The following is a 26168-nucleotide window of genomic DNA, read 5'->3' as shown; positions in this document are numbered from 1 at the left end:
TCTCTCCGATCACAAGTTCGTTGCCCATGCTCAATCGACGCCAGTTTCTGCAAACCGCAACCGCCACGGCCACCCTGGCAGCTCAGGGCTTTTCAAGCCGAGCCATGGCGCAGCAAGGCCTGAACATGGGAGCACCGGCCCCGTTCTCGTTCGATGATCTGAAGAAGCAGGCCGAGAGCATGGCCCGTTCGGCCTATGCGGCTCCGCCTAGCCCCTCGCCGGAGATCCTCTATCAGATCGATTACGACGCCCACGGCAAGATCAAGTTCAAGACCGATCTCGCCCTTTGGGCCAACGGCCCCAGCGAGTTCCCGGTCACCTTCTTCCATATGGGCCGCTTCTTCCAGAAGCCGGTGCGCATGCATGTGGTGGAAAACGGCCAGGCCCGCGAGATCATCTACGACACCGCCTATTTCGACATGCCGGCGGATTCGCCTGCCCGGAAGCTCCCCGACAACACGGGCTTTGCGGGGTTCCGCTTCCAGGAGGCGCGCAACGGCAAGCTCGACTGGAAGAAGAACGACTGGGTCGCCTTCCTCGGCGCCTCCTATTTCCGCGCCATCGGTGAGCTCTATCAGTATGGCCTCTCGGCCCGAGGCCTCGCCGTCGACGTGGCCGTGCATGGGAGGAACGAGGAATTCCCCGATTTCACCCATGTCTATTTCGAGACGCCACAGGCAGGCTCGGACACGGTCACAATCTATGCGCTGCTCGATGGGCCGAGCGTGGCGGGGGCCTACAAGTTCGTGATGAAGCGCGCCGCTGCGGTCATCATGGACATCGACACCGCGCTTTATCTGCGCAAGGACGTGGAGCGCCTGGGCCTCGCCCCGCTCACCTCCATGTATTGGTACTCGGAGAAGTCTAAGGCCACCGCAATCGACTGGCGTCCGGAAATCCACGATTCCGACGGCCTTGCCCTGTGGACCGGCACCGGCGAGCGCATCTGGCGACCGCTCAACAACCCGCCGCGCATCATCACCTCGGCCTTCGGCGACGAGAACCCGCGCGGGTTCGGCCTGCTCCAACGCGACCGCAATTTCGACCACTATCTCGACGGCGTCTATTACGACCGCCGCCCCTCGCTCTGGATCGAGCCGCAGGGCAGCTGGGGCAAGGGCTCCATCCAGCTCGTGGAAATCCCCACCGACGACGAGATCCACGACAACATCGTGGCTATGTGGGTGCCCGCCGAGCCCGCCCGCGCGGGCCAGGCCCTGAACCTGCGCTACCGCATGCATTGGTCGGCGGAAGAGCCCTACCCGACCCCGCTCGCCCGCGTCGTCGCCACCCGCTTCGGCAATGGTGGCCAGGCCGGTACCAACCGGCCCAAGGGCGTGCGCAAGTTCATGGTGGAATTCATCGGCGCGCCGCTCACCAAGCTGCCGGCCGGCGTGATCCCCAAGCCGGTTCTCTCCGCCTCGCGCGGCGAGTTCACGAACATTCTCACCGAGGCCGTGCCAAATGATGTGCCCGGCCATTGGCGGACCCAGTTCGACCTGACGGTCACCGGCACCGAGCCGGTCGAGATGCGCTGCTACCTACGCAACGGGGACGAGGTGCTGAGCGAGACCTGGCTCTACCAGTACCATCCGGCCTTCTGATATTTTCCTTATCCCATAAGATATTAACAGGGGCGTATAAAATACTGTACGCCCCTGGAAAAGGCGACCGATCCGGTCTATGTGTGAAGGCATGTCGCACAGCCACCACCATCACGGCCATCACCACCATGGGCATGAGCACCATGGTCATGAGCATTCCGGTCACGAGCACCGGGACCATGAACACAGGGGCCATGAACACAGGGCCTTGGCCGCTGCCCCCACCTTTTCGCTGCTTCGCCTCTCGGTCTGGCAGCGCCTGACGGGTGCGGCCGCGCTGCTGGTCGGCCTTTGGCTGATGGTGCTCGGGGTCATGGGGTAAGCCATGCACAAGCCTTCCACCGCCATCCGTTTCGATGAAGTGACCCTCGGCTATGGCCGCAGGCCCGCCGTGCATCACCTTCACGGAGAAATCCCCTCAGGCAGCCTGATCGCCGTGGTCGGCCCCAATGGGGCCGGCAAGTCGACTCTGTTGAAGGGCATCGTCGGCACCCTCAAGCCGCTCGAGGGCCGCATCCGTCTCGACGGGCCCTCCTCCGAAATCGCCTACCTGCCGCAGGCCGCCGAGATCGACCGGAGCTTCCCGCTTTCCGTCTACGATCTCGTCGCCATGGGCCTCTGGTCCCGGTCCGGGCTCTTCGGCGGCATCTCGGCGAAGGACCGCACGAGGATCGAGGAAGCGCTTTCGGCCGTAGGCCTCATCGGCTTCGAGCGTCGCCCCATCTCTACGCTGTCGGGCGGCCAGATGCAGCGTGCGCTCTTCGCGCGTCTGCTCCTGCAGAACGCGCCGGTGATCCTGCTCGACGAGCCCTTCACCGCCATCGACGCCAAGACCACCGCCGACCTGCTCGATCTCGTGCGCCGATGGCACACCGAAGCGCGCACCGTCGTCGCGGTGCTGCACGATCTCGACATGGTGAAGCGCGTGTTTCCGAAGACGCTTCTCATCGCCCGCGAGCCTGTCGCCTGGGGCGAGACGCTCGACGTGTTGAGCGCCGACAATCTCCTCAAGGCCCGCCGCATGGTCGAGGCGCATGATCCGCATGCGCATGTCTGCCAGCGCGGCGCCGCTTAAAAGTAGCTTCCCGTGCTCGATCTCTTCCTCACTCCCTTTTCCGAATTCGAGTTCATGCAGCGCGCGCTCGTGGGCGTGATCGCGATTGCGCTTGGCGGCGGACCTGTCGGCGTATTCCTGATGCTGCGGCGCATGAGCCTCACGGGCGATGCGATGGCCCATGCCATCCTGCCCGGTGCGGCCGTGGGCTATCTTCTCGCAGGATTATCGCTGCCCGCCATGACCTTCGGCGGACTGGCGGCAGGCGTCATCGTCGCCATGGCGGCGGGCCTCGTCTCGCGCTTCACGGCACTGAAGGAGGATGCGTCGCTCGCGGCCTTCTATCTGCTGTCGCTGGCGCTCGGCGTCACTATCGTGTCCTTGCGCGGCTCGAACGTGGACCTGCTGCACGTGCTCTTCGGCACCGTGCTCGCGCTCGACGACAACACGATGTTGTTGCTCGCCTCCATCTCGACGCTGACGGTGCTGGCATTAGCCGTGCTTTACCGCCCGCTCGTTCTCGAATGCGTGGACCCGATCTTCCTGCGCTCCGTGAGCGGCGCCGGCACGCCGACGCATCTGATCTTCCTCGGCCTCGTCGTGATGAATCTCGTCGGCGGCTTCCACGCGCTCGGCACGCTGCTCGCTGTCGGCATGATGATGCTGCCCGCGACAGCCGCGCGTTTCTGGACCAGCGACATCACCATGATGATGATCGTCTCCATCATCATCGGCATCGTCTCCGGGATCGCGGGCCTTTTGCTCTCGTTCCATCTGGAATTGCCCGCAGGCCCCGCGATCATTCTGTCTGCCGGCATCGTCTATGTGGCGTCGCTGCTGATCGGCCGCGAAGGCGGCGTGCTGTGGCTCGCCTGGCCCGGCAAGCATCTCGAAGCTTAAAACCAATAAGGATTCCCTCATGCTGACGAGAAGAACCGCTCTGTCGCTGCTCGCAGGCTCGCTCGCGCTCACCTGTTCACTCATGCCCGCAAGCGCACAAGCGCCGGAGAAGCTCAAGGTCGTCGCCACCTTCTCGATCCTCGGCGATCTCGTGCGCAATGTGGGCGGTGACCGCGTGGAGCTGACCACGCTCGTCGGCCCGAACGGCGATGCTCATGTCTATGCCCCCACCCCCGCCGATGCCCGCCGCCTGACGGAAGCAAAGGTCGTCTTTACCAACGGCCTGAAATTCGAGGGCTGGATCGACCGTCTCGTGAAGTCCTCCGGCACCAAGGCCGCGAGAATCGAAGCCTCCAAGGGCATCAAGACCCTGAAAGAGGAAGGGCACGGCCATGGCCACGATCACGGTCATGGCGGCACCGATCCCCATGCCTGGCAGAGCGTCGGCAACGCGAAGGTCTACGTGGCCAATATCCGCGATGCCCTGATCGCGGCGGATGCCGAGGGCAAGGCCGCCTATGAGGCCAATGCTGCCTCCTATCTCGCCAAGCTCGACGCCCTCGAAGCCGAGATGAAGAGCCTCGTCGCGGGCATTCCCAATGATCGCCGCAAGATCATCACGTCACACGACGCCTTCCGCTATTTCGAGGATGCCTACGGCATCGAGTTCGTCTCCCCGCAGGGCGTCTCGACGGAATCTGAGGCCTCCGCCAAGGACGTGGCCCGCATCATCCAGCAGATCAAGCGCGAGAAGGTCTCCGCGGTCTTCGTGGAGAACGTCTCCGACGTCCGTCTCATGGAGCGGATCGCCCAGGAGACCGGAGCCAAGGTCGGCGAGAAGGTCTATTCCGACGCCCTCTCGGAGCCGAACGGCCCCGCTGGTACTTACATTGACATGATGAGACACAATATAAGGGCTTTCAGCGCGGCCATGTCGAGCTGAAACCCACCCTCCCCTTGAGGGGGAGGGTCGAAGCGCGTAAGCGCTTCGGGGTGGGGTGGCAGCGCGACCTCACCCGAGTTGGTGTTTCCACCCCACCTCGGCCTCTCGGCCGATCCTCCCCCTCAAGGGGAGGATGAACGTTGCGGATTATCCGATGACCGACAAGATCCCCGTTACCGTCCTCACAGGCTATCTCGGCGCCGGCAAGACCACCCTGCTCAACCGCATCCTCACCGAGCCGCACGGCAAGAAATATGCCGTGATCGTCAACGAGTTCGGTGAGATCGGCATCGACAACGAGCTCGTCGTCGGCGCCGATGAGGAAGTGTTCGAGATGAACAACGGCTGCATCTGCTGCACCGTGCGTGGCGACCTGATCCGCATTCTCGACGGCCTGATGAAGCGCAAAGGCAAGTTCGACGCGATCATCGTCGAGACCACGGGCCTCGCCGACCCTGCCCCCGTCGCGCAGACCTTCTTCATGGACCAGGATGTGTCCGACGCCGCGCGGCTCGACGCGGTGGTGACGGTGGCCGACGCTAAGTGGCTATCCGACCGCTTGAAAGATGCCCCCGAGGCCAAGAACCAGATCGCCTTCGCCGATGTGATCATCCTCAACAAGATCGATCTCGTGAATGAGGCCGAACTGAACGAGGTCGAGGCCCGCATCCGCGCCATCAACCCTTACGCCAAGATCCACCGCACGCAGAACGCGGCCATTCCGATCTCCGAAGTGCTCGACCGCAAGGCCTTCGATCTCGACCGCATCATCGAGCTCGAGCCCGATTTCCTTGAGGAAGGCCATCACCATCATCACGACGAGGAGATGCAATCCGTCGCCGTGAAGATCGACGGTGAAGTGGATCCTGAGAAGTTCATGCCGTGGATCTCGAACCTCACCCAAGTCGAGGGCCCGAACATCCTGCGCTGCAAGGGCATCGTGGCGTTCCCGAACGAGCCGAAGCGCTTCGTGTTCCAGGGCGTGCACATGATCCTCGACGGCGACGTGCAGGGCGAGTGGAAGCCCGGCGAGAAGCACACCTCCAAGGTTGTCTTCATCGGCCGCGATCTGAACGAGAAGGCGATCCGCGAAGGCTTCCTCGCCTGCGCGGCCTGAAATCTTTCAGGGGCGGGAAACCGCCCCTGAAACCGGCTCAAGGCGTGAAGCCGGCCTTCGCCATGCAATCCTGAACATAGGCCCGGCGGGTGACCCTCACTTGCTCCCGCCATTGCTCGGAAAGATCGGTCCTGCCATTGCGATAGATCAGACGCGCATCTCTCTCGCAGGACGCCTTCTGCGCCGCCTTTTGGGCCGAAACAGCACCGGGGTCGGGCTGGACCGGAAGTCCACTCATGGTCTGCGCCGAAGCACCCAGGGACCCGAGCGCCGTCATGACGAAGGCGATCACGCTCCAAATCTTCATGCTGCGCTCCCATTCATCGAACACCCTATGATGAAAGCGCGGCCGGATGACCGCCATCTTTCATAAGGCTTACCGCCAAAGTGGAACCGAGGCCGCTGACGCCCTAAACCCGCCTTGCCTTCCATCCCCGCAACCATGCTAAGGGACATCCGTCCAAAGGGATTGCTTCGATGAGTGCTGGAACTGCCCCGTCCTTGACCCAAAGCGTGGCTCCGGTTGCCGCGGGCGCGCATGTGACCGCCATCGGCTGGATGAAGGGCACCGCCGCCTTCGGCCTCGGCGATGGTGGCGTGCTGCTGGTGAAGAATGGCGAGAGCCATCGCGTGGAAGCGCATCCCGATGCGGGCGTGCTGGTGGGAGCGAGCGACGGCGAGCGTTTCGTGACCGGCGGCGACGACGGGCGCGTAGCCGTGACAGGCCAGGACGGCTCCACGAAGACGCTTGCGGAAACCAAGGGCGCCTGGATCGATTCATTGGCGCTCAGCGCCGGCGGCGCGTTTGCCTATGCCGCCGGCAAGCGCGTCTTCGCCCGCGACGACAGGGGCAAGGAAAAGACCCTGGAAGTGCCCACGACCGCGCGCGGCCTCGCCTTCGCGCCCAAGGGCTACCGCCTCGCGATTGCGCATTACAACGGCGCGACGCTCTGGTTCCCGAATACCGAGGCGAAGCCCGAAGTGCTCGACTGGAAGGGCTCGCATCTCGATGTGACCTGGTCGCCCGATGCGCGCTTCATCGTCACCTCCATGCAAGAGAACGCGCTGCATGGCTGGCGGCTCATTCCCGATAAGGGCCATATGCGCATGAGCGGCTATCCGTCGAAAACGCGCTCGCTCACATGGTCGCATGACGGCAAGTGGCTTGCCACCTCCGGCGCGGAAGCGGCGATCATCTGGCCCTTCGAGTCGAAGGAAGGCCCCATGGGCAAGGCCCCGCGCGAATGCGGCGTGCGGCCCGCCAAGGTGAGCCGCGTGGCGTTTCATCCCAACACCTATGTGCTGGCGGTCGCCTATGAGGACGGCTGCATCCTGCTCATCCGTCTCGCCGATGCCTCTGAGCTTTTCGTGCGTCCCGCCGTAAAAGGCAGCGGCGTCACCGCCATGGCTTGGGACAAAGGCGGCAAGCATTTGGCCTTCGGCTGCGAGGACGGCCAGGGCGGCATCCTGACCCTGCCCACATGAGATCGCCCGTGGCTCTGTTCGGCGCTTTTTTAAGAGGCACGTTCGGCTTGCCGAAACCTGACCGGGAAGCCGTGGAACGTGTGAAGGATATGGCGCGGGAAGCCTTGCAATCCTCGCCTGATACGGCCTTCGCCGTGAACGAGATTGCCTGCAACGATCCCGGCTGCCCGGGCATCGAAACAATCATCCTGGTGATGGAGCCGGGACAGAAGACCAAGGCCCTGAAGGTTCAGAAGACCCTGGATGAAGTAACGGAACAAGATATCCGCGCCGCGCTTGACGCTTAAGCATCGGACCCAAAAGTGGAATGCACTTTTAAGTCCGATGCTGGCTTTATAAAATTGCGCATCGTTTTGTGCGGAAAACCGGATCCACTTTTCCGCACGATGCGCGCAGGAGGTTGAGCCTTGTCACGCGTCTTTCGCATCATCGCTTTCGGATTGGGGATTCTCGGCGGCATCACCGCTTCGCAGGCCCCCGAATATTCCCAGCAATACCGCCAGCGCCTCGGCGGCGCGATCGACGAGTTGCAGCGCGTGATCGCACAGTTCGATGCCGATGCTCAGGCCAATGGCGAGACGCAACAAGGCGCCATCGCGCGCCTGCGTTCCAATCCCGACGATCTCGTCAGCCGACAGGGCGTAGCGATGCAGGGCAATGTGGAACGTCTCGGCAGATTGCAAACGCATCGCGACGCTATGATGCAAGCGGGCCCCTTCGCGCGCGTCGCCCTGATGCTGCGCGATGGCGACAAGGATGTGATGGAAGCAGCCTTCCGCGATTTCGAGCCGGCCGTGCCTGTGACCGAAGAAGGCCTTCTCTCTACCGCCATCGGCTTCGTTGCCGTATGGGGCGGGTTCCTGCTGTTCGCGGGATTTCTGCGCAGTCTGTTCAGGCGACCGCGTCGGGCGATCCAAGCGTGATTTCTCTTAAAGAGAGAACTCTGACCTCATCCTGAGGAGGTCGCATAAGCGACCGTCTCGAAGGAGGTTCCAGAGAGCACTGGATGCTCCTTCGAGACGCCTGCTGCGCAGGCTCCTCAGGATGAGGCTGAGTGTATCAAATGCAGCTTTAAGCGTCGCGCTCTGGCTTTCCGGCCAGCACCACGTAAAAGCCCAATCCGTCATTCGCGGGCAGCGTCTGCAAGCGGTCAATCCAGCCGCGTTTCTTGGCCTCCAGCAGCGCCTTGCCAATGGGCTGGAAAAGCGTTTCTCCACCGCCTTCCGGTGGCGGATCGAGACGCACGGCGACGGATTTCGCCTGTCCGAAGCGGCTGCGCTCCAGCATGTCCTGCAATGAGGCGGAGGCCTGCTCACGCGATGCGCCGCGCAGGTCGAGCACGGCTTCGGCATCGACCAGCCCAAGACCGCCGCGCAGCTTGTCGGCGTAGAACTCCTCGAAATGAGGCATGTCGTTCACTCCCTTACGCCAGGCTCAAACCTTACAAGAAACATGGCCGGCTTTGAGGCCGGCCATGTGTAGAGAATTAACGCACCAGAATGTTCCGGAACTGCCATGGATCGGAGGTGTCGATGTCCTCCGGGAAGAAGCCGGGACGATCATCGAGCGGCGTCCAATCCGTGTAGTATCCCTTCACCGGGCCGAGATACGGCATCTGCACTTCGAGGCAGCGCTGGAAATCGATGTCGTCTGCTTCCACGATGCCCGCATTCGGGTTTTCCAGCGCCCACACCATGCCCGCGAGCACGGCTGAGCTCACCTGAAGGCCCGTGGCGTTCTGGTAAGGCGCGAGCTTGCGGGTCTCCTCGATGGAGAGCTGCGAGCCGTACCAATAGGCATTCTTGCCATGGCCGTAGAGCAGCACGCCGAGTTCATCGATGCCATCGACGATCTCGTTCTCGGTGAGGATGTGCTGCTTGCCCTGGAATTTTCCGGCGGCGCCGAACATCTCATGCATCGACAGCACGGCATCGTTCGCCGGGTGATAGGCGTAATGGCAGGTCGGACGATACGTGACCTTCTCGCCTTCGCGCACCGTGAAGTAATCCGCGATCGAGATTGCCTCGTTGTGCGTCACCAGGAAGCCGTATTGCGGACCGGGTGTCGGGCACCAGGTGCGGACGCGCGTATTCGCGCCGGGCTGGAGCAGATAGATCGCGGCACCGCAGCCCTTGTCGTGCGTGCGGGCGTTCTCGGGCATCCAGGTCTCGTGCGTACCCCAGCCGAGTTCCGCCGGCTGCAGGCCTTCCGAGACGAAGCCGTCCACGGACCAGGTGTTCACGAACACGCCCATGGGCTTCGGATGCTCGGCGCGCTGCGTATCGCGCTCGGCGATGTGGATTCCCTTCACGCCGACCTTGCTCATGAGAGAAGCCCATTCCTCGCGGGACTTCGGCACCTCGACATTGAGGCCCGTATCCTTGGCGACGTTGAGCAGCGCCTGCTTCACGAACCAGGACACCATGCCGGGGTTCGCGCCGCAGCAATTCACGGCCGTGGGGCCGCCGGGCGATTGGCGGCGCGCGTCGAGAATGTTCTCGCGCAGCATGTAGTTGGTGCGCGCCTCGGGGCCTGCATTCTTGTCGAAATAGAAACCGGCCCAGGGCTCGGCCACGGTGTCGATGTAGAGCGCGCCGAGTTCACGGGAGAGTTCCATGATATCGCGCGAGGAGGTGTCCACCGACAGGTTCACGCAGAAGCCCTGGCCACCGCCCTCGGTGAGCAGGGGTGTGAGGATCTCGCGATAGTTCTCGCGGGTGAGAGCCTTGTTGACCAGCGTGATGCCGCGCACGTCGAGCATGGAGCGGTCGGTGTCGACGGGATCGATGACCGTGAAGCGGTTCTTGTCGAACTCGAAATGCCGTTCGATCAGGGGCAGCATGCCTTTGCCGATCGAGCCGAAGCCAATCATGACGATCGGGCCGGTGATACGGCCGTGAATGGGCCAAGTGGTCATCGATAGTTCTCCTTCGTGGAAGCCTGCAATTGGCAGAGATGTCTCCGGGTTGGACAATTCCGCGCGCATCTAGGATTGCGGAGCCCCTGGGGTCAATGCCTACGCTTTGCTGTGAAGCCTTGATGACGATTTCCCTGCGGATGACGGCCGCAAAATGACCATGAAAGCCCCTTTCCCATGGTTTTAGGCCTCGACATCTGGAAACAAGGTCTCATGATCGCTTTCGAGACACATGCGACCTGATATCGAACCCGATGAAATTTCATGAACTTCTCATGCGCCATGGGCGTGTGATCGGCCTCGGCTTTGCCCTCACCTTTCTGTCGTCCTTCGGGCAAACCTTCTTCATCTCGCTCTCGGGACCGAACATCCGCGACACCTTCGGGCTGACCAACGGCGCCTTCGGGCTCATCTATTCCACGGCCACGCTGTGCTCCGGCCTGCTGATGATCTGGGTCGGCGGCGTGATCGACCGCATCAATATCCGCCTTTATGCGAGCATCGCTCTCGCAGGCCTTGCGGCGGCGGCGCTCAGCCTGTCGCTCGCACCCAACCTTGTGATGCTGGGCTTGAGCCTGTTCGCCCTTCGTCTCTTTGGCCAGGGCATGTCGAGCCATGCAGGCGTGATGAGTACGGCCCGTCTGTCATCCGGCATTCGCGGCAGGGCGACAGGCGTAGCGGCCTTGGGCTTCCCGGCGGGCGAAGCCATTCTGCCCGGCATCATCATCGCGCTGATCGCAGCACTCGGCTGGACCAATGCATGGCGCACGGCAGCGTTGTTCATTCTGGTCTGCCTTGGCCTCGGCTGGGGCTTAAGTTTTGTTCTCGGCAAGAAGGAGCCGGCACTCGATGGCGCGGTTCACGCCAGCGGCCCAACAGAAACAGGGCCACGCTGGATCGACGTCCTGCGCGACTGGCGTTTTCTCGCGCTCGTGCCGACGATGATCGGCTATCCCGCCATCGTCACCGCCTATTTCTTCCATCAACGTCTCATCGCCGACATCAAGGGCTGGCCGCTGGAGCTGTTGGCGACGAGCATCACTGTCTTCGCGCTGGTATCGGTGACGGTTGCGATGCTGACGGGAAGCCTTGTCGACCGTTTCGGCGCGGTGCGGCTCAGCCACTTCTATCTTCTGGGCCTGACCATTGCATCCGTGGCGATTGCAGGCTTCAGCGGCCCTCTCCTCGCGCCGATCTTCTTCGGGTTGATCGGCCTGTCGGCAGGCGCCACGAACGTGATCATCGCGGCAGTGCTCGCCGAATTGTTCGGCACGCAACATCTGGGAAAGATTCGCGCGCTCGCCGGCGCGATCATGGTGGTGGCATCAGCCGCGACACCGGGAGCCATCGGCCTGCTGTTCGATGCCGGCATTGGGCTCGGCGCCATCGGGCTTGGCTTTGCCGCCTATCTCGTCGCGGCGGCGGGCGTCACGTTCGTGTTGCCCAATCCGAGAGCTTCGACATGAAGCCCTCGGATCGGTTTTTCAGAATTTAGAAGGCTGCGTGCACGCCCGGCAGCTGCCCCTGCGCAGCCGCAGCAACAAGCGCGGTGAGATCGGGCTTGTTCTCGAATGCGCCCGTCGCGGAAACGAGGCCGCGCGCGCCGTTAAGCGAACCGCTCTCGAGTTCGAGCGCGAGGAAGCGGTTGCGCTCGTACGGACCCGGCAGCCACAGCGAACTCGTCTTCTGCGTCGAGAATCCGAAGCGCTCGTAATACGGCGCATCGCCCACCAGCAGCACGGCCTTGTGGCCGCGATCAGCCGCCCGCGTCAACGCTTCGCGCATCAGCTTTCCGCCGAGGCCGAGGCTCTGCAGCGCGGGATCGATGGCGATGGGGCCGAGCATCAACGCCGGACGGTTCGGACCGGCCGAGACATGCCACAGACGCACCGTGCCAACGAGCTCGCCATCACGCTCGATGACAAGCGACAAGCCGTCGGCCGCCTTGCGGCCTTCGCGCAGACGTTCGCAGGTCTTCTGGAACCGCGCCGGTCCGAAGCAGGCATCGAGCAGCGCTTCCCGCGCCTCGACATCGTGGAAGGATTCTTCGCGAATCGTGATCATGGCCGTGGCCTCCCAAAACTCATGGGGTGAGCGACAGCCCTCGCACTTGCTCAAACCGAGCAAGCCGTCCGGGACAACTTCGTTGAGGTTGATGCCTGCCTCATTCAGCGAGGCAGGCGGGACGTGACTTTCTAAAGTCGCATTTTCTTTCGCAAAACCGGAAGACCACTTTTGCGGAAAATGTTTTAGATCACGTAAGACTTCAGCGGCGGGAAGCCGTTGAACGCGACCGCCGAGTAGGTGGTCGTGTAGGCGCCCGTGCCTTCGATCAGCACCTTGTCGCCGATCTCCAGCGAGACGGGGAGCATGTAGGGCTCCTTCTCGTAGAGAACGTCGGCGGAGTCGCAGGTCGGACCAGCCAGCACGCACGGCACCATGCGGTCGCCGTCGCGCTCGCTGCGGATCGGATAGCGGATCGACTCGTCCATCGTCTCGGCGAGACCGCCGAACTTGCCGATGTCGAGATAGACCCAGCGCACCTCGTCCTCCTCGCGGCTCTTCTTCGAGACGAGAACGACCTCGGCCTCGATGATGCCTGCATTGCCGACCATGCCGCGGCCCGGCTCGATGATCGTTTCCGGAATGCGGTTGCCGAAATGCTTCGACAGCGCGCGGAAGATCGACTCGCCGTAAGCCTCCACCTGAGGCACCGTCTTCAGGTACTTCGTCGGGAAGCCGCCGCCGAGGTTGACCATCGACAGGTGAATGCCGCGGTCCGCGCATTCACGGAAGATCGCAGAGGCGGAACCCAGAGCCTGATCCCAGGCTTCCGTGTTGCCCTGCTGCGAACCCACGTGGAACGACACGCCGTAGGCTTCCAGGCCGAGGCGAACGCCATGCTCGAGCACGTCCACCGCCATTTCCGGCACGCAGCCGAACTTGCGGGAGAGCGGCCACTCGGCGCCGGCGCCGTCGCACAGGATGCGGCAGAACACCTTCACCTCGGACGCATCGACGCCAGCGGTTTCAGCAGCGCGCGCGATCTTCTCGACCTCGGCTTCGCAATCCACCGCATAGAGGCGCACGCCGATCTCGAGGGCGCGCGCGATGTCGCGCTCCTTCTTGATCGTGTTGCCGAAGGAGATGCGCTCAGGCGTGGCGCCTGCATCGAGCGCGAGCTGGATCTCGACCACGGAAGCCGTGTCGAAGCACGAGCCGAGATCGGCCAGGAGCTTCAGCACCTTCGGGTCGGGATTCGCCTTCACGGCGTAGAAAACGCGCGTGTCGGGAAGCGCACGGGCAAACTTGGAGTAGTTGTCGCGCACGACATCGAGGTCGACGACGACGCACGGGCCGTCCTCACGTCGGTTACGCAGGAATTCACGAATGCGCTCAGTCATGGCGCTCTCCCCACCACAGGTTCAATGGAGGTCTTCAAGCCTCCGGATTGAAATCTGGACAGTCAGAACCGTCTGCTGTCCGGCGTCAGCGAGGGAAGATGCATCCCGCTTCGTGCGATGGAGACACGAGTAGCGTGGATGGGTTCTTCACCCGACGATGCTGCCGTGGATTGGATGGGGGTTCCCGTCCGCACGCCTGGCAATGATAAACAAGCCTCTTCGGTGTTGACCTTTGGAGGGCCAACGAGACCAAAAAAGCCCGTTCGTCGTTGCTTTAAGTCGCGTCCCCCGTTGAGAACGAGGTGCGCCGGTTTTCGCCTCCGGCTGCCGGTTAGGGGTAGTCGAGAGCTAGGATGCTCTCGGGCGGCTGTCCGGCCTCTTGTCCGGATGCCCACCAACCGACACACGACCACAGGCACGTGCGAAATTGGGCAGGAGTGAAATAAGCATATTCGCCCCCCTTCACAAGAGTTTTTCGGGGCTTTCCTTAAATTTTTTAACCCTGGCGCCGCAGGGGGAATGGCAACGCTTCCGTTCAGGCCCTATTAAGCCGCTCAAGCTCACCTAAATGACATTGTGGCGCTTCCCTGCTCGAAGCCGCCGCTCCCTTTTCCCATTCAGGAAGAACAGTCCCGCTGCCATGACGCATCTCTCCCGCCGCGCCCTTCTGCAAAGCCTGCTCGCCGCCACGGCCCTGTCCGCCTGGAGCAGTGATGGTCTCGCGCAAGCGCAGCAGCAGAACGGCGTGCCCGCGCCGAACCCGTTCCGATTCGAGGATGTGGTGCGCCGCGCGCGCGAGCTGTCCACGGCTCCGTTCGAGGCGCAGCCGGCCCAGCTGCCGGAGCCTCTCAACCGCCTGAGCTTCGACGATTACCGCGACATCCGTTTCCGTCCCGACCGCGCGCTGCTCGCTTCCGGCAACAGCCCGTTCCGGATGCAGCTGTTCCATCTCGGCTTCCTCTATCAGCGCCCCGTGACGGTGAACGTCATCCGCGACGGCGTGCCGACGCCGGTGCCCTACCAGCGCGAGCTGTTCGATTACGGCCGCAACAAGATCGAGAAGCCGCTGCCGGTCAATCTCGGCTTCGCCGGTTTCCGCCTGCACCACCCGCTCAACAATCCGAAGGTGTTCGACGAGCTGATCGCCTTCCTCGGCGCGAGCTATTTCCGCTTCCTCGGCCGCGACCATAAATACGGCCTTTCGGCCCGTGGCCTCGCCATCAACGTGGAAGGCGGCGAGCGGGAGGAGTTCCCGCATTTCCGCGAGTTTTGGATCGACATACCCAAGCCCGATAGTGACCGGGCAACCATCTTCGCATTGCTCGACAGCCCTTCCGTGACAGGCGCCTATCGCTTCGAGGTCTATCCGTCGAAGGAGACCACCCTCGACGTCACCGCCACGCTCTTCCCGCGCCAGCGCATCGAGAATGTGGGCCTGGCTCCCCTCACCTCCATGTATTTCGAAGGCGAGAACGACCGGAAGCCGACGGACGATTACCGCCTCGAGATCCATGATTCGGACGGCCTTCTCATGCAATCGGGCGCAGGCGAGTGGATCTGGCGTCCGCTGCGCAATCCGAACTCCAAGACAATCTCATCCTTCTCCGACAGGAATCCGCGCGGCTTCGGCCTGATGCAGCGCGACCGCGTGTTCGAGAACTATCAGGATCTGGAAGCCTTCTATCATCAGCGTCCCGGCTATTGGGTGGAGCCTGTGGGCGAATGGGGCGAGGGCTGGGTGGAGCTTGCCGAGATCCCGACCCCCGACGAGACGCACGACAACATCGTCGCCTATTGGCAGCCGGCCAAGCCCTACGAGCCCGGCCAGGAGGTCACGTTCGCCTATCGCCTGCGCGCGGTTTCCGCCATCGGCGCCATGCATCCGGGCGGCAAGGTCATCAACACGCTCCAGGCTCCCGCCCGCGCCAGCGGATCGAACGCGCCGAGCGACCGCACCCATCGCCGCTTCATCATCGATTTCGCGGGCGGCGACCTTGCCTATTACTTTGCCTCTCCCGAGCAGGTGCATCTGGTCCCCTCGACGTCCGCAGGACAGATCACCCACACCTTCATCATGCCCAACAACCACATCGACGGCTTCCGCGCCGCCATCGACGTGAAGCTGGAGCCCGGCCAGTCCACGGACCTGCGCGCCTTCCTGAAGGCCGGGAACCGGACACTGACGGAGACCTGGACCTATCCCTGGGCGGTGGAGTGAGATTGCGGTCGCTCACACGCAGCCACTCTCCTGTGCTGCATGGCGTCCTCCCGGGGCTGCGGAGCAGAACCTGGGATCGTTGGACGAGAATGGCGCGGGTTCTCCCTCTCCCTGAGGGAGAGGGCTGGGGTGAGGGAATGCCATATCCGGAAAGGGCATGCCCTCACCCGCCGCGCTGAAGCGCGTCGACCTCTCCCGCCCGGGAGAGGTGAGCCAGCGCTTGATCCTGCCCGCGATCCCGGCTCGGCTTTCGCCGTCCGGGATGACGCCCTATGAGGCGTGTTCTCTTTTTGTTCTTGACTATGGTCCTAACCTTGGCTATATGTGTTGGTGTCCTGGCTCGATGAGGGGCGCGCTCGCGAGGCGTCGTGAATGATGGAGCCGGGAACGGTCCTGGTTCGGTCTCGCAAGCCGGCCCAGGAGGCCCATCGTTGAAAGACACGATGAACGCCTAAAAGAACCGTGCGCGAGGAGCCGTTTGGTTCTTCACTCACTCTAGAACGAGCCGGACGCCTCCTCGCGCCTCCCTCGATTCATATCCTCGGAGCAACAGGCTCGCGAGGTCATTCCCCCATGCCTTTGCCCCCATGCTCTTTGACATCTGTACCCTTCTCATTCCGCTTCCCTCTCCAAGCTTGAGAACCATGCAGGTGACCTTGCCAAGCGCGCTGGAACCGCGCAGAACCGGGCCATCGAGCGCGAGGCATGTCTTGCGCCATCGCATGAGGCCGACACGATGAAACGAAACGCTTGGATCGCAGGATCGCTGATGCTTCTGGCAGGCCTCATCTCGGGCACCGCGATGGCACAGCAGCCTTTGCGCGAGGTGACCTTCGGCACCAACTGGCTCGCTCAAGGCGAACACGGCGGCTACTACCAGGCGCTCGCCGACGGCACTTATGAAAAGTACGGCCTGAAGGTTACCATCGTGCCCGGCGGCCCGCGTGCGGATAACCGCATGCTCATGAGCGTCGGCAAGCTCGACTTCTACATGGGCGGCAGCCTGATCCAGGCCTTCTCGGCAGTCGAGAAGGATATTCCGACGGTAATCGTCGCGGCACATTTCCAGAAGGAGCCGCAGGCCCTCATGACCCATCCGGGCCAGGGCTTCGACAGCTTCGCGGATCTGAAGAAATCGAACGACATCCTGCTCTCGAAAAGCGGCGCCGCTACCTTCTTCCAATGGATGAAGGCGGAGTTCGGATTCAAGGACGAGCAGGTGAAGCCCTACGGCTTCAATCCGGCTCCCTTCATCGCCAACAAGCAATCTGTGCAGCAGGGCTATGTGGCGTCCGATCCGCTCGCGATCGAGAAGGTGGCGGGCTTCAAGCCCAACGTGTTCCTTCTCGCCGATCAGGGCTTCAGCACTTATTCGACCACCATCGAGACGCGCCGCGAGATCGTGGAGAAGGACGCCGACCTCGTGCAGCGCTTCGTCGATGCCTCCACCATCGGCTGGTACAATTATCTCTACGGCGACAACAGCAAGGCGAACGCGCTGATCAAGCGCGAGAACCCGGAGATGACGGACGAGCTTCTCGCCTATTCCGTCGCGAAGATGAAGGAACACGGCATCGTCGATTCCGGCGACGCGCAAGAGCTCGGCATCGGCGCCATGTCGGATGCACGCGTGAAAGACTTCTTCGACAAGATGGTGAAGGCCGGTCTTTTTAAATCCGACCTCGATTACAAGAAGGCCTACACGCTCCAGTTCGTGAACAAGGGCGTCGGGCTTGAGCTGAAGAAGTAACGGCAATCGGCATCGCTGTTTCCATGAACGCATCCACGCTCGTTTCGCTCAAACAGGTGAGCAAGGTTTTCGCCAACGGCGTGGCGGCTCTCGATTGTTTCGATCTCGACATCCGCGAGGGCGACTTTCTCTCCCTGCTCGGCCCATCGGGTTGCGGCAAGTCGACGGTACTGCGCCTCATCGCGGGGCTCGCCGATCCCACATCCGGCAGCATCACATGGCCGAGCTCGCTGGCGAAGGATCACCGCAGCGAGATCGGCTTCGTGTTCCAGGATCCGACGCTAATGCCCTGGGCCAATGTGGCGGACAATGTTTGGCTGCCCCTGCGCCTGCGCGGCGTGTCTCGTCATGAGGCGAAGGATCGCATCGCGGAGAGTCTCGCGTTGGTCGGCTTGCAGGATTTCGCGAAAGCCTATCCGCGCGAACTCTCTGGCGGCATGAGAATGCGCGTCTCCATCGCACGTGCGCTCAGCGTCAAGCCGCGACTGCTTCTCATGGACGAGCCCTTCGCGGCGCTCGACGAGATCACACGCTTCAGATTGAACGATGATCTTCTCAAGCTGCAGCACGATCTCGGCTGCACCATCGTGTTCGTCACGCACTCGGTCTATGAGAGCGCCTATCTCTCGACACGCATCGCCATTCTATCACCACGCCCCAGCCGCGTGCTGACGCAGATCGAAGGCATTTCTTCGGCAGAGAGGGGCGCCGACTTCCGCACGAGCCTTGCTTATGCGGATCTGTGCCGACATGTGTCGCAGAGACTGACGAGCACCTTGAAGGACGAGAGACTGTGATGATCCGCAATCCTCTCAAATTCATCATGCCGCTCGCCATATTCTGCGCCGCCATCGCGGCGTGGGAAATCTATGTGCGCACCGCCGCCGTGCCCGCCTACATCCTGCCCGCGCCGAGCCTGATTGCGACGACGATGATCGCCGACTGGCCGCTGCTTGCCGCCTCACTCCTGGTGACGCTGAAGACAACGCTCACGGCACTCGTGCTTGCTGTCATCGGCGGCGTAGGCCTGGCCTGCATTTTAAGCCTCTCGCGCATCGTCGAATATTCGCTCTATCCTTTCGCCGTCGTGCTGCAGGTTACGCCGATCATTGCCATCGCGCCGCTGCTTCTCATCTACATGCCGCAGGATGCGGCGGTGCTCACCTGCGCCTGGCTCGTCGCCTTCTTCCCGATCCTGTCGAACACGATGCTGGGTCTGCAATCCATCGACAGGAATCTGCTGGAGTTGTTCCGGCTCTATGGCGTGCCTTCCGATCCGAGCCGCATGTCCCGATTGAAAGCGCAGGTGAAGGCTCTCTGGCATCTGCGCCGCCCCTCTGTCCTGCCCGCTTTCCTGACGGGCCTGCGCATTGCCGGCGGGCTCTCCCTGATCGGTGCCGTCGTCGCCGAAATGGCGGCCGGTTCGGCAGGGGCGGGTTCGGGGCTGGCCTATCGCATCATCGAAAGCCAATACCGCCTCAACATTCCCCGGCTCTTTGCGGCTTTGGTCCTATTGGCAATTACCGGCGTTACTCTATTTCTTATCTTGAGCCTTCTGACCCGCTTCCTGCTGCGGCATTGGCATGAGAGCGCCCTACCCCAGGATGCATGATGCATTCTGTTGACGAGACATCAATCTGTCATCGAACCGTCACGACTTCCTGGTCATGGTGGTATCATGACGGCTCGAGAGGAACATGACATGGGCGCGGACAAGGACATCATTCATCCGGGCGTGAAGAGCGTCGGCTGGGCCCTGGTCCAGGCCTCCCGCCTTCATCGCAGCCGCACCGGCGACAAGCTCTCCGAGCTCGGTCTTTTCGCGGGACAGGAGCAGGTGCTGCAGGCTCTTGCGAGCTCAGGCCCCATGACCATGGGCGATCTTGCCGCCATCCTGCGCGTGCGTCCGCCTACAGCCTCCAAGACTGTTTCCCGCCTGTCCACCCTGAAGCTGGTCGAGCGGCACACGGAGCCGGGCGATGCCCGCGTGGTGCGTGTGAAGCTCACCAAGGAAGGCAAGCGCAAGGCCGCCGCTATCGATGCTATCTGGGACGAGGTGGAGGCCGAACTCCTGGCAGGCTTCGACAACAAGGACCGCAAGCGCCTCCGCAAGCTCCTGCGCAAGGCCGCGAAGAACCTCGCCGGCGTCACCGGCGCCGATCAAAGCGGCTTCGAGGCAGATGACGATCTTGAAGATATGAGCCTCGACGAGCCCGAACTCGCCGCAACCGCTTAAATCATCCAAGACCTTCTGCGCGCTCCATCGCGCCCGGCGCCAACTTGCTCTATCGTGATCCGTACGAAGCAGCAGGAGCCGGACCGATTGCCATGAGCGATGCGCCCATCAGCACCCTTCCCGGAATTGGCGCCGTCACGCAGGGCAGGCTTGAAGAGGCCGGCATCGGCACGATTTTGGAATTGAGGGCTATGGGGTCCGTCGAGGCCTATCGCCGTCTCAAGTTCACGTTCCCTCGTCAGGTCAGCCTCAATGCCCTCTATGCTTTGGAAGCCGCTTTGCGCGGTTGCCATTGGCTCGATTTGCCCCAGGATGTGAAAACGGCCCTGCAGCAGGAGGCGCGCGCCATCGACGAAGCCTTCCGCCGCGGCCCTGTCACCCGCTGCGCCACGTGCTGAAGATTGATAAGAGAGCCTCATGAGCAAGCCTGAAATCCTGATGACTGCCCCGATGATGCCCGTGGTGATCGAGGCGCTCGACAAGGCTTTCACCCTGCACCGTCTCTGGGAGCAGGCGGACCGCGCGAGCTTCCTCAGCGAAGTCGGCCCACGCATTCGTGGCGTGGCCACCAGCACGCTTTTCGGGCGCATGGATGCGAACCTGTTCGAGCCGCTGCCCAATCTCGAAATCGTCTCCAGCTTCGGTGTCGGCTACGACAATGTGGACGTGACAGAGGCCGCCAAGCGCGGCGTGATCGTCACCAACACGCCGGACGTTCTCAACGACGAGGTCGCCGACCTTACCCTCGGACTTCTTCTCGCGACCCTGCGCAAGATCCCGCAGGCCGACCGTTATCTGCGTGACGGGAAGTGGCTGAAGGCCTCCTTTCCGCTTTCGGCAACCTTGCGTACGCGAAAGGTCGGCATCGTCGGCCTCGGGCGCATCGGCAAGGCCATCGCGCGGCGGCTCGAGGGCTTCGATGTGAGCATTGCCTATCACGGCCGCACCCGGCAGGAGGATGTGTCTTATACCTATTACCCGACACTGATCGGAATGGCCGAAGCCTGCGACGTGCTGATCGTCATCACACCCGGCGGCGCAGGCACGCGGCATCTGATCAATGCTGATGTGCTGAAGGCCCTCGGCCCCAATGGCGTTCTCATCAATGTCGCGCGCGGCAGCGTGGTGGATGAGCAGGCGCTGATCGAGGCGTTGAAATCCGGCACGATCCTGAGCGCCGGTCTCGACGTGTATGATGACGAGCCGCGCGTGCCGCAAGAGCTGATCGACATGGAGCACGTGGTGCTCCTGCCTCATATCGCCTCCGGCTCCGTTCACACCCGCAACGCCATGGGACAGCTCGTTGCCGACAATCTGATTGCGTGGTTCGAGGGCAAGGGCCCGCTGACGCCCGTGACCGAGACGCCTTACACGAAGACTTAGAGCGCGAAACCGCCATCGACCATATGGATGTGGCCCGTCGTGTAGCTCGACTCGTCGGATGCGAGATAGACGGCAAGCGCCGCCACTTCTTCCGGCGTGCCGAGACGTCCCATCGGCTGCCTGTCGATGAAGGCCTGGCGCACCATCTCGATGCTCTGACCTGCACTCGCAGCCAGTGACGCGATACGCTCATCGAGCGACGGCGATTGCACAGTGCCAGGACAAATTGCATTGGCACGAATGCCGTGCTTGATGAAATCGGCGGCGACCGCTTTCGTGAGCCCGATCACTGCCGCCTTCGTCGCGCCATACACATAGCGGTTCGGGATGCCCCGCACGGAGGATGCGCCGGAGGCGATATTGACGATGGAGCCTCTACCCCTCTCCATCATGCCAGGCAGCGCGGCTTTGATCGTACGATGCATGGATTTCACGTTCAGGTCGAACGAGAAATCCCAATCCTCATCCGAACATTCGAGCACGTTGCCGTGATGCACGAAGCCGGCCGCGTTCACGAGAATATCGAAGGCTCCCGCCTCGGCGACGAGAACCTCGATGGATGAATTCGAACGGACATCGAGGCTGCGTCGCGTTGCCCCTTCAAGTCCCGCAAGCTTGGCCTCGTCGAGATCAGTCGCCCAGACATGTGCGCCTTCGCGAAAGAAAGCCTCCGCGATGGCGCGTCCGATCCCCTGGCCGGCCGCCGTGACGAGAGCGGTTTTGTTCTTCAGCCGATCCGTCATGACGCCTCCGGGTTTCTTGCGTGTCAGTGATTGTCGCGCGGAACACCGAAGGTCTGTGCCACCTTCTGGTATTTCACCGCAGGTTTTAGCGTCATGCCTTCGGACAGCTGGTCGACCATCGAGCGCTGGATCTCCTGCCACGGGGTCTGGCTCGCCGGATAGGCATAGCCGCCACGCGCTTCGAGATCGGCGCGACGCTTCTCCAGCTCTTCCTTAGAGAGCAGGATATCCGCCGTGCGCTTGTTGAGATCGATGCGAACACGATCGCCCGTCTGCAGCAATGCGAGGCCGCCACCGGCAGCAGCTTCGGGCGAGGCATTGAGGATCGACGGCGTGCCCGACGTGCCTGATTGACGTCCATCGCCGATGCAGGGCAGCGAGAGAACGCCGCGCTTGATGAGCGAACCCGGCGGCTGCATGTTCACCACTTCCGCCGCGCCTGGATAACCGATGGGGCCAGCACCGCGCATGATCAGGATCGTGTGCTCGTCGATGTTGAGGGATGGATCGTCGATGCGATGGTGATAATCCTCCGGACCATCGAACACCACGACGCGTCCCTCGAACGCGTTCGGGTCATTCGGATTGTTAAGATAGCGCTCCTGGAATTCCTGGCTGATCACGCTGGTCTTCATGATCGCAGAATCGAACAGCGTTCCTTTCAAATTGAGGAAGCCGGCTTTCTCCTTCAGCGGATTGTCGTAGGAGCGGATCACATCATGATCCCAGGTAAACTTGCCCTTGCAGTTCTCACCCATCGTCGTGCCCGTGCAGGTGATCGCGCTCTCGTGGATCTTGCCAGCCCCGATCAGCTCGGCCATCACTGCTGGCAGGCCGCCGGCGCGGAAATATTCCTCACCAAGATATTCGCCCGCAGGCTGCACGTTTACGAGAAGCGGAATCTCGAAGCCGATGCGCTCCCAATCATCATTGGTGAGCGGCACGCCGATATGCTTCGCGATGGCGTTGATATGGATCGGCGCATTGGTCGAACCGCCGATGGCCGCATTCGCGACGATCACGTTCTCGAAGGCTTCCCTGGTCATGATGTCGGAAGGCTTCAAATCCTCCCACACCATGTCGACGATACGCTTGCCGGTCTCATAGGCCATCTGTCCGCGCTCGCGGTAAGGCGCAGGCACCGCAGCTGAACCTGGCAACGACATGCCGAGCGCCTCTGCCAACGCGTTCATAGTCGAAGCCGTACCCATGGTGTTGCAGTGGCCAACAGACGGGGCGGAGGAACCGACGATGTCGATGAATTGCTGGTAATCGATGTCGCCCGCCGCATGACGCTCGCGGGCCTTCCATACGATGGTGCCCGAGCCCGTACGCTCGCCGTGGTGCCAGCCATTGAGCATGGGCCCGACATTGAGCGAGATCGCCGGAATGTTCACGGTTGCCGCCGCCATGAGACAGGCAGGCATGGTCTTGTCGCAGCCGGTGAGCAGAACGACGCCATCGAGCGGATAGCCGTAAAGCACCTCGACGAGGGAAAGATAGGCCAAGTTACGGTCGAGGCAGGCGGTCGGGCGCTTGCCCGTCTCCTGAATCGGGTGGCACGGAAACTCGAAGGCCACGCCACCGGCGGCCGTGATGCCGTCACGCACGCGCTTGGCGAGTTCGAGATGGTGGCGGTTGCATGGAGAGAGGTCGGAGCCGGTCTGTGCAATGCCGATGATCGGCTTCTTGCCCTGCAGTTCTTTGCCTGTCAGGCCGAAATTCAGGTAGCGCTCGAGATAGAGCGCCGTCATGCCGGGATTGTCGGGGTTGTCGAACCAAAGGCGAGAGCGAAGCTGATCGGGGGTGCGGCGGTGGGGCCTGTCAGCCATTCTTGGATCCTCTTCAATTCTTTCAGGCGCGTTGGCCTTATGTGGGGCGAAGCGGGTGCCGAGACACCGGCATGAATGAAAAATCCGCCCTTTGCCCTGTCTGTTCTTCGGCAAGCACTCGAAATCGAAAAAGCTCCCGATGCAAGGCGACTTTCGATTAAATCATACAAATTAAACAGCTATGTTGTTACATCATAAAGAGGCAGCTATGCTCTAGGAGCACTCCAACAACCAGCCTGCCAGCATGTTCAGACAAGCCATTTTCCTGCTCTTCGCTTTTCTCCCTATCGCTCCCGCCATGGCCCAATCCTGTCCCGATGCGCGAACGGCCAAGCAGGGCTTCGTCCTTGAGCGTCAAGGCACCCGCGCCGAGGTGCGACAGGCTTCCGATCACTTCGTCCATGTGGCGAATGTTTATCCCGGCGGGAAGAAGCAGGATGTGGTCTATTATAAGGGACTGCTCCCGATCAGCCGCTTCGACGATACCACGCAGAGCATCTCCATTCCCGTCTCGGAGTTGAGGACAATCTTTCCCCTTGGCCTGAAAGCCCGCCGCGCGGTCACCTATGCACCGGCCACGCCCAGCAAAGTCGGAGCTCTGGTCTCTCTCGAATTGACAGTCTCCGGACAGGAGGAGCTTCAGCTCGGGTCATGCACCTATGAGGTATTCGCGGTTCACAACCGCTACATCAATGCGGAAGGTAAGACCACGTCGGAGCATACGGACCTGTATTCTCCCGTGCTCGGCTTCGTTCTCGGCAAGCGCTATCCGGAAAAGGGCGGCGCGCATACGCTCGTGAAATACCAGAGCATCAAGCCTCTCTGATATCGGCAGCTAGACACCTGAGCCCAGAGAACTCGCAGTCTCGTCGATCTGGTTGCGGGCTGCCGGATCAAGATCAAGCGCCTCGGCAAGCTGGCGCAAGAATTCACGCTCTTGGATCGTATCGGGATCGATGGCGATCCGCGCAGCGGCATAAACCTGGGCTGCCTTCTCAGGATCGTTGACTGCGCCTGCGAGTTCTTCCACATCCGCAGGCGAGGCCATCTCGCGCTCCAGCCAACGGCTCGCCTGGGGATCGATCCCTGCTTCAGTCAATCCACTGACGATACGCGACCGCTCGGTCTGATCGATGTGTCCATCGCAGGCAGCAGCAGCCACCATGGTTCTCAGGAAAAGCAGCGCATCATCCTCGGTCTGCGAAACCGGATGGAAGCGGGATGTCTCGGGTACATCGAATGCAGCCTGGGCAATAGCGTCCTCGTCGCGCCTCTGGTTGCCGGGCTCGATAGCCGATAGCCCCTGGGAAGAGGCCCCTGCCTGCTGCTTCTGGTAAGCGCGATAGGCCAGTCCTCCGATCACCGCCAATCCCCCGAGTTTTACCAGATTACCCGTGAGCTTGCCCTTCTTGCGGCGTCCGAACATAAGTCCCGCCAAACCGAGAAGGGCCGCCTGCGTCACGCCGGGATGCTGTGTCGCGAGATCCTTCGCCTTCTGCAACAATTGCTCGGGAGATTGGCCCGCAAGGTGCGTCACGCTTTTTTCGAGCTGCTGACCCAATCCCTGTTGAGCCGCACCGGGCTGAGGAGTTTGAGAGGACCCCTGCCGACCCTGCGATTGATCGGCACGGCCGATCGCGCCGACGAAAGTGTCCAACAGCTTTCTGTAATCGACCATTGCATCCTCCCGGTTCAATGCCACAGCAAGAACACAACGGAGGCGCCGGAGAATGGTTCAGGTTTGACTGCGCAACGAAGCCGCATCAGCGGCAAGCCGTTCGATCTGCGCCAAGTCTGCATTGCGCATAGCCTCGGCCGGCGTGACCCATGTACCACCCACGCAAGCTACATTGGGAAGCGACAGATATGAGCCTGCGCTCGCACGATCGATCCCTCCGGTCGGGCAAAAGGTAAGGTTAGGCAAGGGCCCGTGGATCGATTTCAGCCAAGCCGTCCCACCGGAAGCGGCCGCCGGGAAGAACTTCAGATAATGAAAGCCCATCTCGGCCAGCGTCATCGCCTCGGAAATGGTCGAGCAGCCCGGCATCACCGGAATCGTCGCTTCGCTCAAGGCTTCAGCCAGCTTCAGCGGAGTTCCGGGTGTGACGATGAACTTTGCTCCCGCATCCACCACTTCGCGGATCTGGCTTTTCGTAAGCACGGTCCCGGCGGCGATCACAGCCTCGGGGACGGCTTTCGCAATCGCATTGATCGCATCCAAGGCTGCCGATGTTCGCAAGGTCACTTCGACGACAGGCAATCCCGCGCGAACAAGAGCCTGAGCCAAATCGATGCTGATCCGCGCATCCTTGATGGTAACGACAGGAATGACAGGGGCGAGGCGGAGATAGCTGCGAAGAACAGTTTCATCAGATCCCATGCCGCAATCCTCTTCCCTCGTTCATTCAGATAACGAGGGATAGGTTGTAGAACCCAGCGTCCTGTTTGATCAAGACGGGTTATCGTTCGGTGTTGTCGTATTTGGCCAAGCCTGTGTTGGATGGGTCGTCTCGGGCGTTTCGCGGCGAGTAAGGCGGGCTGTGATGCACAAAAGCCCCCGCTGCTTTCGCTGCGGGGGCTTC

Annotated in this window: 26 protein-coding genes; 17 read left to right on the top strand and 9 right to left on the bottom strand. The window is 62.1% G+C overall.

All coding sequences use genetic code 11. From position 1 onward, the window contains the following. The first annotated feature begins 26 nt into the window (after positions 1-26). The 5 genes from MJ639_RS15175 to MJ639_RS15155 all read left to right on the top strand — a co-directional run bounded on the left by MJ639_RS15175 (position 27) and on the right by MJ639_RS15155 (position 5618). Complete coding sequence (locus MJ639_RS15175; protein WP_243374555.1) at positions 27-1604, top strand: OpgD/OpgG family glucan biosynthesis protein; 1578 nt, start codon at positions 27-29, stop codon at positions 1602-1604. Positions 1605-1929: 325 nt separating this feature from the next. After that, positions 1930-2679, top strand: a complete 750-nt coding sequence (aztA, locus tag MJ639_RS15170; RefSeq protein WP_243374553.1) for a zinc ABC transporter ATP-binding protein AztA — start codon at positions 1930-1932, stop codon at positions 2677-2679. A 54-nt stretch (positions 2680-2733) separates the two neighbouring features. Continuing rightward, positions 2734-3558, top strand: a complete 825-nt coding sequence (locus tag MJ639_RS15165) for a metal ABC transporter permease (RefSeq protein WP_243374924.1) — start codon at positions 2734-2736, stop codon at positions 3556-3558. Positions 3559-3577: 19 nt separating this feature from the next. After that, positions 3578-4501, top strand: a complete 924-nt coding sequence (locus MJ639_RS15160) for a metal ABC transporter substrate-binding protein (RefSeq protein WP_243374551.1) — start codon at positions 3578-3580, stop codon at positions 4499-4501. Positions 4502-4655: 154 nt separating this feature from the next. Beyond that, a complete protein-coding gene (locus tag MJ639_RS15155) occupies positions 4656-5618 on the top strand; it encodes a CobW family GTP-binding protein (RefSeq protein ID WP_243374549.1) in 963 nt (320 codons plus the stop codon). 37 nt (positions 5619-5655) lie between these two features. Here the strand turns inward: MJ639_RS15155 and MJ639_RS15150 are convergent, their stop codons facing one another. Then, positions 5656-5925: a hypothetical protein gene (locus tag MJ639_RS15150; RefSeq protein WP_243374547.1), complete on the bottom strand. Its 270-nt coding sequence runs from the start codon at positions 5923-5925 to the stop codon at positions 5656-5658. Positions 5926-6095: 170 nt separating this feature from the next. Between MJ639_RS15150 and MJ639_RS15145 the strand changes: the two genes are divergently transcribed. The 3 genes from MJ639_RS15145 (at position 6096) to MJ639_RS15135 (ending at position 8026) form a co-directional block, all read left to right on the top strand. Beyond that, on the top strand, positions 6096-7103 hold the full coding sequence (locus tag MJ639_RS15145; protein WP_243374545.1) for a WD40 repeat domain-containing protein: 1008 nt from the start codon (positions 6096-6098) through the stop codon (positions 7101-7103). 47 nt (positions 7104-7150) lie between these two features. Continuing rightward, positions 7151-7390 carry a hypothetical protein gene (locus MJ639_RS15140; protein WP_243374543.1) on the top strand — a complete coding sequence of 80 codons (240 nt, stop codon included), beginning with the start codon at positions 7151-7153 and terminating at the stop codon, positions 7388-7390. Between the two features lie 120 nt (positions 7391-7510). Beyond that, positions 7511-8026 carry a DUF2937 family protein gene (locus tag MJ639_RS15135; protein WP_243374541.1) on the top strand — a complete coding sequence of 172 codons (516 nt, stop codon included), beginning with the start codon at positions 7511-7513 and terminating at the stop codon, positions 8024-8026. Between the two features lie 148 nt (positions 8027-8174). Here the strand turns inward: MJ639_RS15135 and MJ639_RS15130 are convergent, their stop codons facing one another. Next, a complete protein-coding gene (locus MJ639_RS15130) occupies positions 8175-8513 on the bottom strand; it encodes a hypothetical protein (protein WP_243374539.1) in 339 nt (112 codons plus the stop codon). 76 nt (positions 8514-8589) lie between these two features. Beyond that, the gene (locus MJ639_RS15125; protein WP_243374537.1) at positions 8590-10020 is read right to left on the bottom strand and encodes a homospermidine synthase; all 1431 of its coding nucleotides are present in this window, start codon (positions 10018-10020) and stop codon (positions 8590-8592) included. Between the two features lie 254 nt (positions 10021-10274). Here MJ639_RS15125 and MJ639_RS15120 point away from each other — a divergent pair, with 254 nt between their 5' ends. Beyond that, positions 10275-11486, top strand: a complete 1212-nt coding sequence (locus tag MJ639_RS15120) for an MFS transporter (protein ID WP_243374535.1) — start codon at positions 10275-10277, stop codon at positions 11484-11486. A 25-nt stretch (positions 11487-11511) separates the two neighbouring features. Here the strand turns inward: MJ639_RS15120 and MJ639_RS15115 are convergent, their stop codons facing one another. Both MJ639_RS15115 and MJ639_RS15110 read right to left on the bottom strand, forming a co-directional pair. Next, positions 11512-12084, bottom strand: a complete 573-nt coding sequence (locus MJ639_RS15115) for a GNAT family N-acetyltransferase (RefSeq protein ID WP_243374533.1) — start codon at positions 12082-12084, stop codon at positions 11512-11514. 185 nt (positions 12085-12269) lie between these two features. Then, entirely contained in the window at positions 12270-13424 is a 1155-nt protein-coding gene (locus MJ639_RS15110; RefSeq protein WP_243374530.1) for a type III PLP-dependent enzyme, read from the bottom strand. A gap of 640 nt (positions 13425-14064) precedes the next feature. Between MJ639_RS15110 and MJ639_RS15105 the strand changes: the two genes are divergently transcribed. The 7 genes from MJ639_RS15105 to MJ639_RS15075 all read left to right on the top strand — a co-directional run bounded on the left by MJ639_RS15105 (position 14065) and on the right by MJ639_RS15075 (position 21011). Then, a complete protein-coding gene (locus MJ639_RS15105; RefSeq protein WP_243374528.1) occupies positions 14065-15642 on the top strand; it encodes an OpgD/OpgG family glucan biosynthesis protein in 1578 nt (525 codons plus the stop codon). 736 nt (positions 15643-16378) lie between these two features. Beyond that, on the top strand, positions 16379-17392 hold the full coding sequence (locus MJ639_RS15100; RefSeq protein WP_423790805.1) for an ABC transporter substrate-binding protein: 1014 nt from the start codon (positions 16379-16381) through the stop codon (positions 17390-17392). Between the two features lie 23 nt (positions 17393-17415). Continuing rightward, positions 17416-18189, top strand: coding sequence for an ABC transporter ATP-binding protein (locus MJ639_RS15095; protein ID WP_243374526.1), 774 nt, complete (start codon positions 17416-17418; stop codon positions 18187-18189). Continuing rightward, positions 18189-19004, top strand: coding sequence for an ABC transporter permease (locus tag MJ639_RS15090; protein WP_243374524.1), 816 nt, complete (start codon positions 18189-18191; stop codon positions 19002-19004). Before MJ639_RS15095 ends, MJ639_RS15090 begins: the two co-directional genes overlap by 1 nt. Positions 19005-19094: 90 nt before the next feature. Beyond that, the gene (locus tag MJ639_RS15085; protein ID WP_243374521.1) at positions 19095-19628 is read left to right on the top strand and encodes a MarR family winged helix-turn-helix transcriptional regulator; all 534 of its coding nucleotides are present in this window, start codon (positions 19095-19097) and stop codon (positions 19626-19628) included. Between the two features lie 92 nt (positions 19629-19720). Continuing rightward, complete coding sequence (locus tag MJ639_RS15080; protein WP_243374519.1) at positions 19721-20026, top strand: TfoX/Sxy family protein; 306 nt, start codon at positions 19721-19723, stop codon at positions 20024-20026. Positions 20027-20045: 19 nt separating this feature from the next. Then, entirely contained in the window at positions 20046-21011 is a 966-nt protein-coding gene (locus MJ639_RS15075) for a 2-hydroxyacid dehydrogenase (protein WP_243374517.1), read from the top strand. On the opposite strand, the gene MJ639_RS15070 is transcribed toward MJ639_RS15075, so the two are convergent. Continuing rightward, entirely contained in the window at positions 21008-21754 is a 747-nt protein-coding gene (locus MJ639_RS15070; protein WP_243374515.1) for an SDR family oxidoreductase, read from the bottom strand. The genes MJ639_RS15075 and MJ639_RS15070 overlap by 4 nt on opposite strands. 23 nt (positions 21755-21777) lie before the next feature. After that, entirely contained in the window at positions 21778-23586 is a 1809-nt protein-coding gene (locus tag MJ639_RS15065) for an IlvD/Edd family dehydratase (RefSeq protein WP_243374513.1), read from the bottom strand. Between the two features lie 244 nt (positions 23587-23830). On the opposite strand from MJ639_RS15065, the gene MJ639_RS15060 reads away from it, so the two are divergent. Beyond that, positions 23831-24412 carry a hypothetical protein gene (locus MJ639_RS15060; RefSeq protein ID WP_243374512.1) on the top strand — a complete coding sequence of 194 codons (582 nt, stop codon included), beginning with the start codon at positions 23831-23833 and terminating at the stop codon, positions 24410-24412. A 9-nt stretch (positions 24413-24421) separates the two neighbouring features. Here MJ639_RS15060 and MJ639_RS15055 read toward each other — a convergent pair whose 3' ends face one another. Together MJ639_RS15055 and eda are read right to left on the bottom strand one after the other, a co-directional pair. Then, positions 24422-25264: a tellurite resistance TerB family protein gene (locus MJ639_RS15055; protein WP_243374511.1), complete on the bottom strand. Its 843-nt coding sequence runs from the start codon at positions 25262-25264 to the stop codon at positions 24422-24424. A gap of 57 nt (positions 25265-25321) precedes the next feature. Next, positions 25322-25966: a bifunctional 4-hydroxy-2-oxoglutarate aldolase/2-dehydro-3-deoxy-phosphogluconate aldolase gene (gene eda / locus MJ639_RS15050; protein ID WP_243374510.1), complete on the bottom strand. Its 645-nt coding sequence runs from the start codon at positions 25964-25966 to the stop codon at positions 25322-25324. Positions 25967-26168: the final 202 nt, after the last annotated feature.

Source organism: Microvirga solisilvae, from assembly GCF_022808595.1.
Taxonomy (GTDB): Bacteria; Pseudomonadota; Alphaproteobacteria; order Rhizobiales; family Beijerinckiaceae; genus Microvirga; species Microvirga solisilvae.
The sequence above is the reverse complement of the archived record's forward strand: the minus strand, read 5'-3'. Positions and strand labels throughout refer to the sequence as shown.

Coding starts and splice junctions, on each gene's coding strand:
- MJ639_RS15175 (WP_243374555.1), top strand. CDS start 27: ATGCTCAATCGACGCCAGTTTCTGCAAACCGCAACCGCCACGGCCACC.
- aztA (WP_243374553.1), top strand. CDS start 1,930: ATGCACAAGCCTTCCACCGCCATCCGTTTCGATGAAGTGACCCTCGGC.
- MJ639_RS15165 (WP_243374924.1), top strand. CDS start 2,734: ATGCAGCGCGCGCTCGTGGGCGTGATCGCGATTGCGCTTGGCGGCGGA.
- MJ639_RS15160 (WP_243374551.1), top strand. CDS start 3,578: ATGCTGACGAGAAGAACCGCTCTGTCGCTGCTCGCAGGCTCGCTCGCG.
- MJ639_RS15155 (WP_243374549.1), top strand. CDS start 4,656: ATGACCGACAAGATCCCCGTTACCGTCCTCACAGGCTATCTCGGCGCC.
- MJ639_RS15150 (WP_243374547.1), bottom strand. CDS start 5,925: ATGAAGATTTGGAGCGTGATCGCCTTCGTCATGACGGCGCTCGGGTCC.
- MJ639_RS15145 (WP_243374545.1), top strand. CDS start 6,096: ATGAGTGCTGGAACTGCCCCGTCCTTGACCCAAAGCGTGGCTCCGGTT.
- MJ639_RS15130 (WP_243374539.1), bottom strand. CDS start 8,513: ATGCCTCATTTCGAGGAGTTCTACGCCGACAAGCTGCGCGGCGGTCTT.
- MJ639_RS15125 (WP_243374537.1), bottom strand. CDS start 10,020: ATGACCACTTGGCCCATTCACGGCCGTATCACCGGCCCGATCGTCATG.
- MJ639_RS15120 (WP_243374535.1), top strand. CDS start 10,275: ATGAAATTTCATGAACTTCTCATGCGCCATGGGCGTGTGATCGGCCTC.
- MJ639_RS15115 (WP_243374533.1), bottom strand. CDS start 12,084: ATGATCACGATTCGCGAAGAATCCTTCCACGATGTCGAGGCGCGGGAA.
- MJ639_RS15110 (WP_243374530.1), bottom strand. CDS start 13,424: ATGACTGAGCGCATTCGTGAATTCCTGCGTAACCGACGTGAGGACGGC.
- MJ639_RS15105 (WP_243374528.1), top strand. CDS start 14,065: ATGACGCATCTCTCCCGCCGCGCCCTTCTGCAAAGCCTGCTCGCCGCC.
- MJ639_RS15100 (WP_423790805.1), top strand. CDS start 16,379: ATGAAACGAAACGCTTGGATCGCAGGATCGCTGATGCTTCTGGCAGGC.
- MJ639_RS15095 (WP_243374526.1), top strand. CDS start 17,416: ATGAACGCATCCACGCTCGTTTCGCTCAAACAGGTGAGCAAGGTTTTC.
- MJ639_RS15090 (WP_243374524.1), top strand. CDS start 18,189: ATGATCCGCAATCCTCTCAAATTCATCATGCCGCTCGCCATATTCTGC.
- MJ639_RS15085 (WP_243374521.1), top strand. CDS start 19,095: ATGGGCGCGGACAAGGACATCATTCATCCGGGCGTGAAGAGCGTCGGC.
- MJ639_RS15080 (WP_243374519.1), top strand. CDS start 19,721: ATGAGCGATGCGCCCATCAGCACCCTTCCCGGAATTGGCGCCGTCACG.
- MJ639_RS15075 (WP_243374517.1), top strand. CDS start 20,046: ATGAGCAAGCCTGAAATCCTGATGACTGCCCCGATGATGCCCGTGGTG.
- MJ639_RS15070 (WP_243374515.1), bottom strand. CDS start 21,754: ATGACGGATCGGCTGAAGAACAAAACCGCTCTCGTCACGGCGGCCGGC.
- MJ639_RS15065 (WP_243374513.1), bottom strand. CDS start 23,586: ATGGCTGACAGGCCCCACCGCCGCACCCCCGATCAGCTTCGCTCTCGC.
- MJ639_RS15060 (WP_243374512.1), top strand. CDS start 23,831: ATGTTCAGACAAGCCATTTTCCTGCTCTTCGCTTTTCTCCCTATCGCT.
- MJ639_RS15055 (WP_243374511.1), bottom strand. CDS start 25,264: ATGGTCGATTACAGAAAGCTGTTGGACACTTTCGTCGGCGCGATCGGC.
- eda (WP_243374510.1), bottom strand. CDS start 25,966: ATGGGATCTGATGAAACTGTTCTTCGCAGCTATCTCCGCCTCGCCCCT.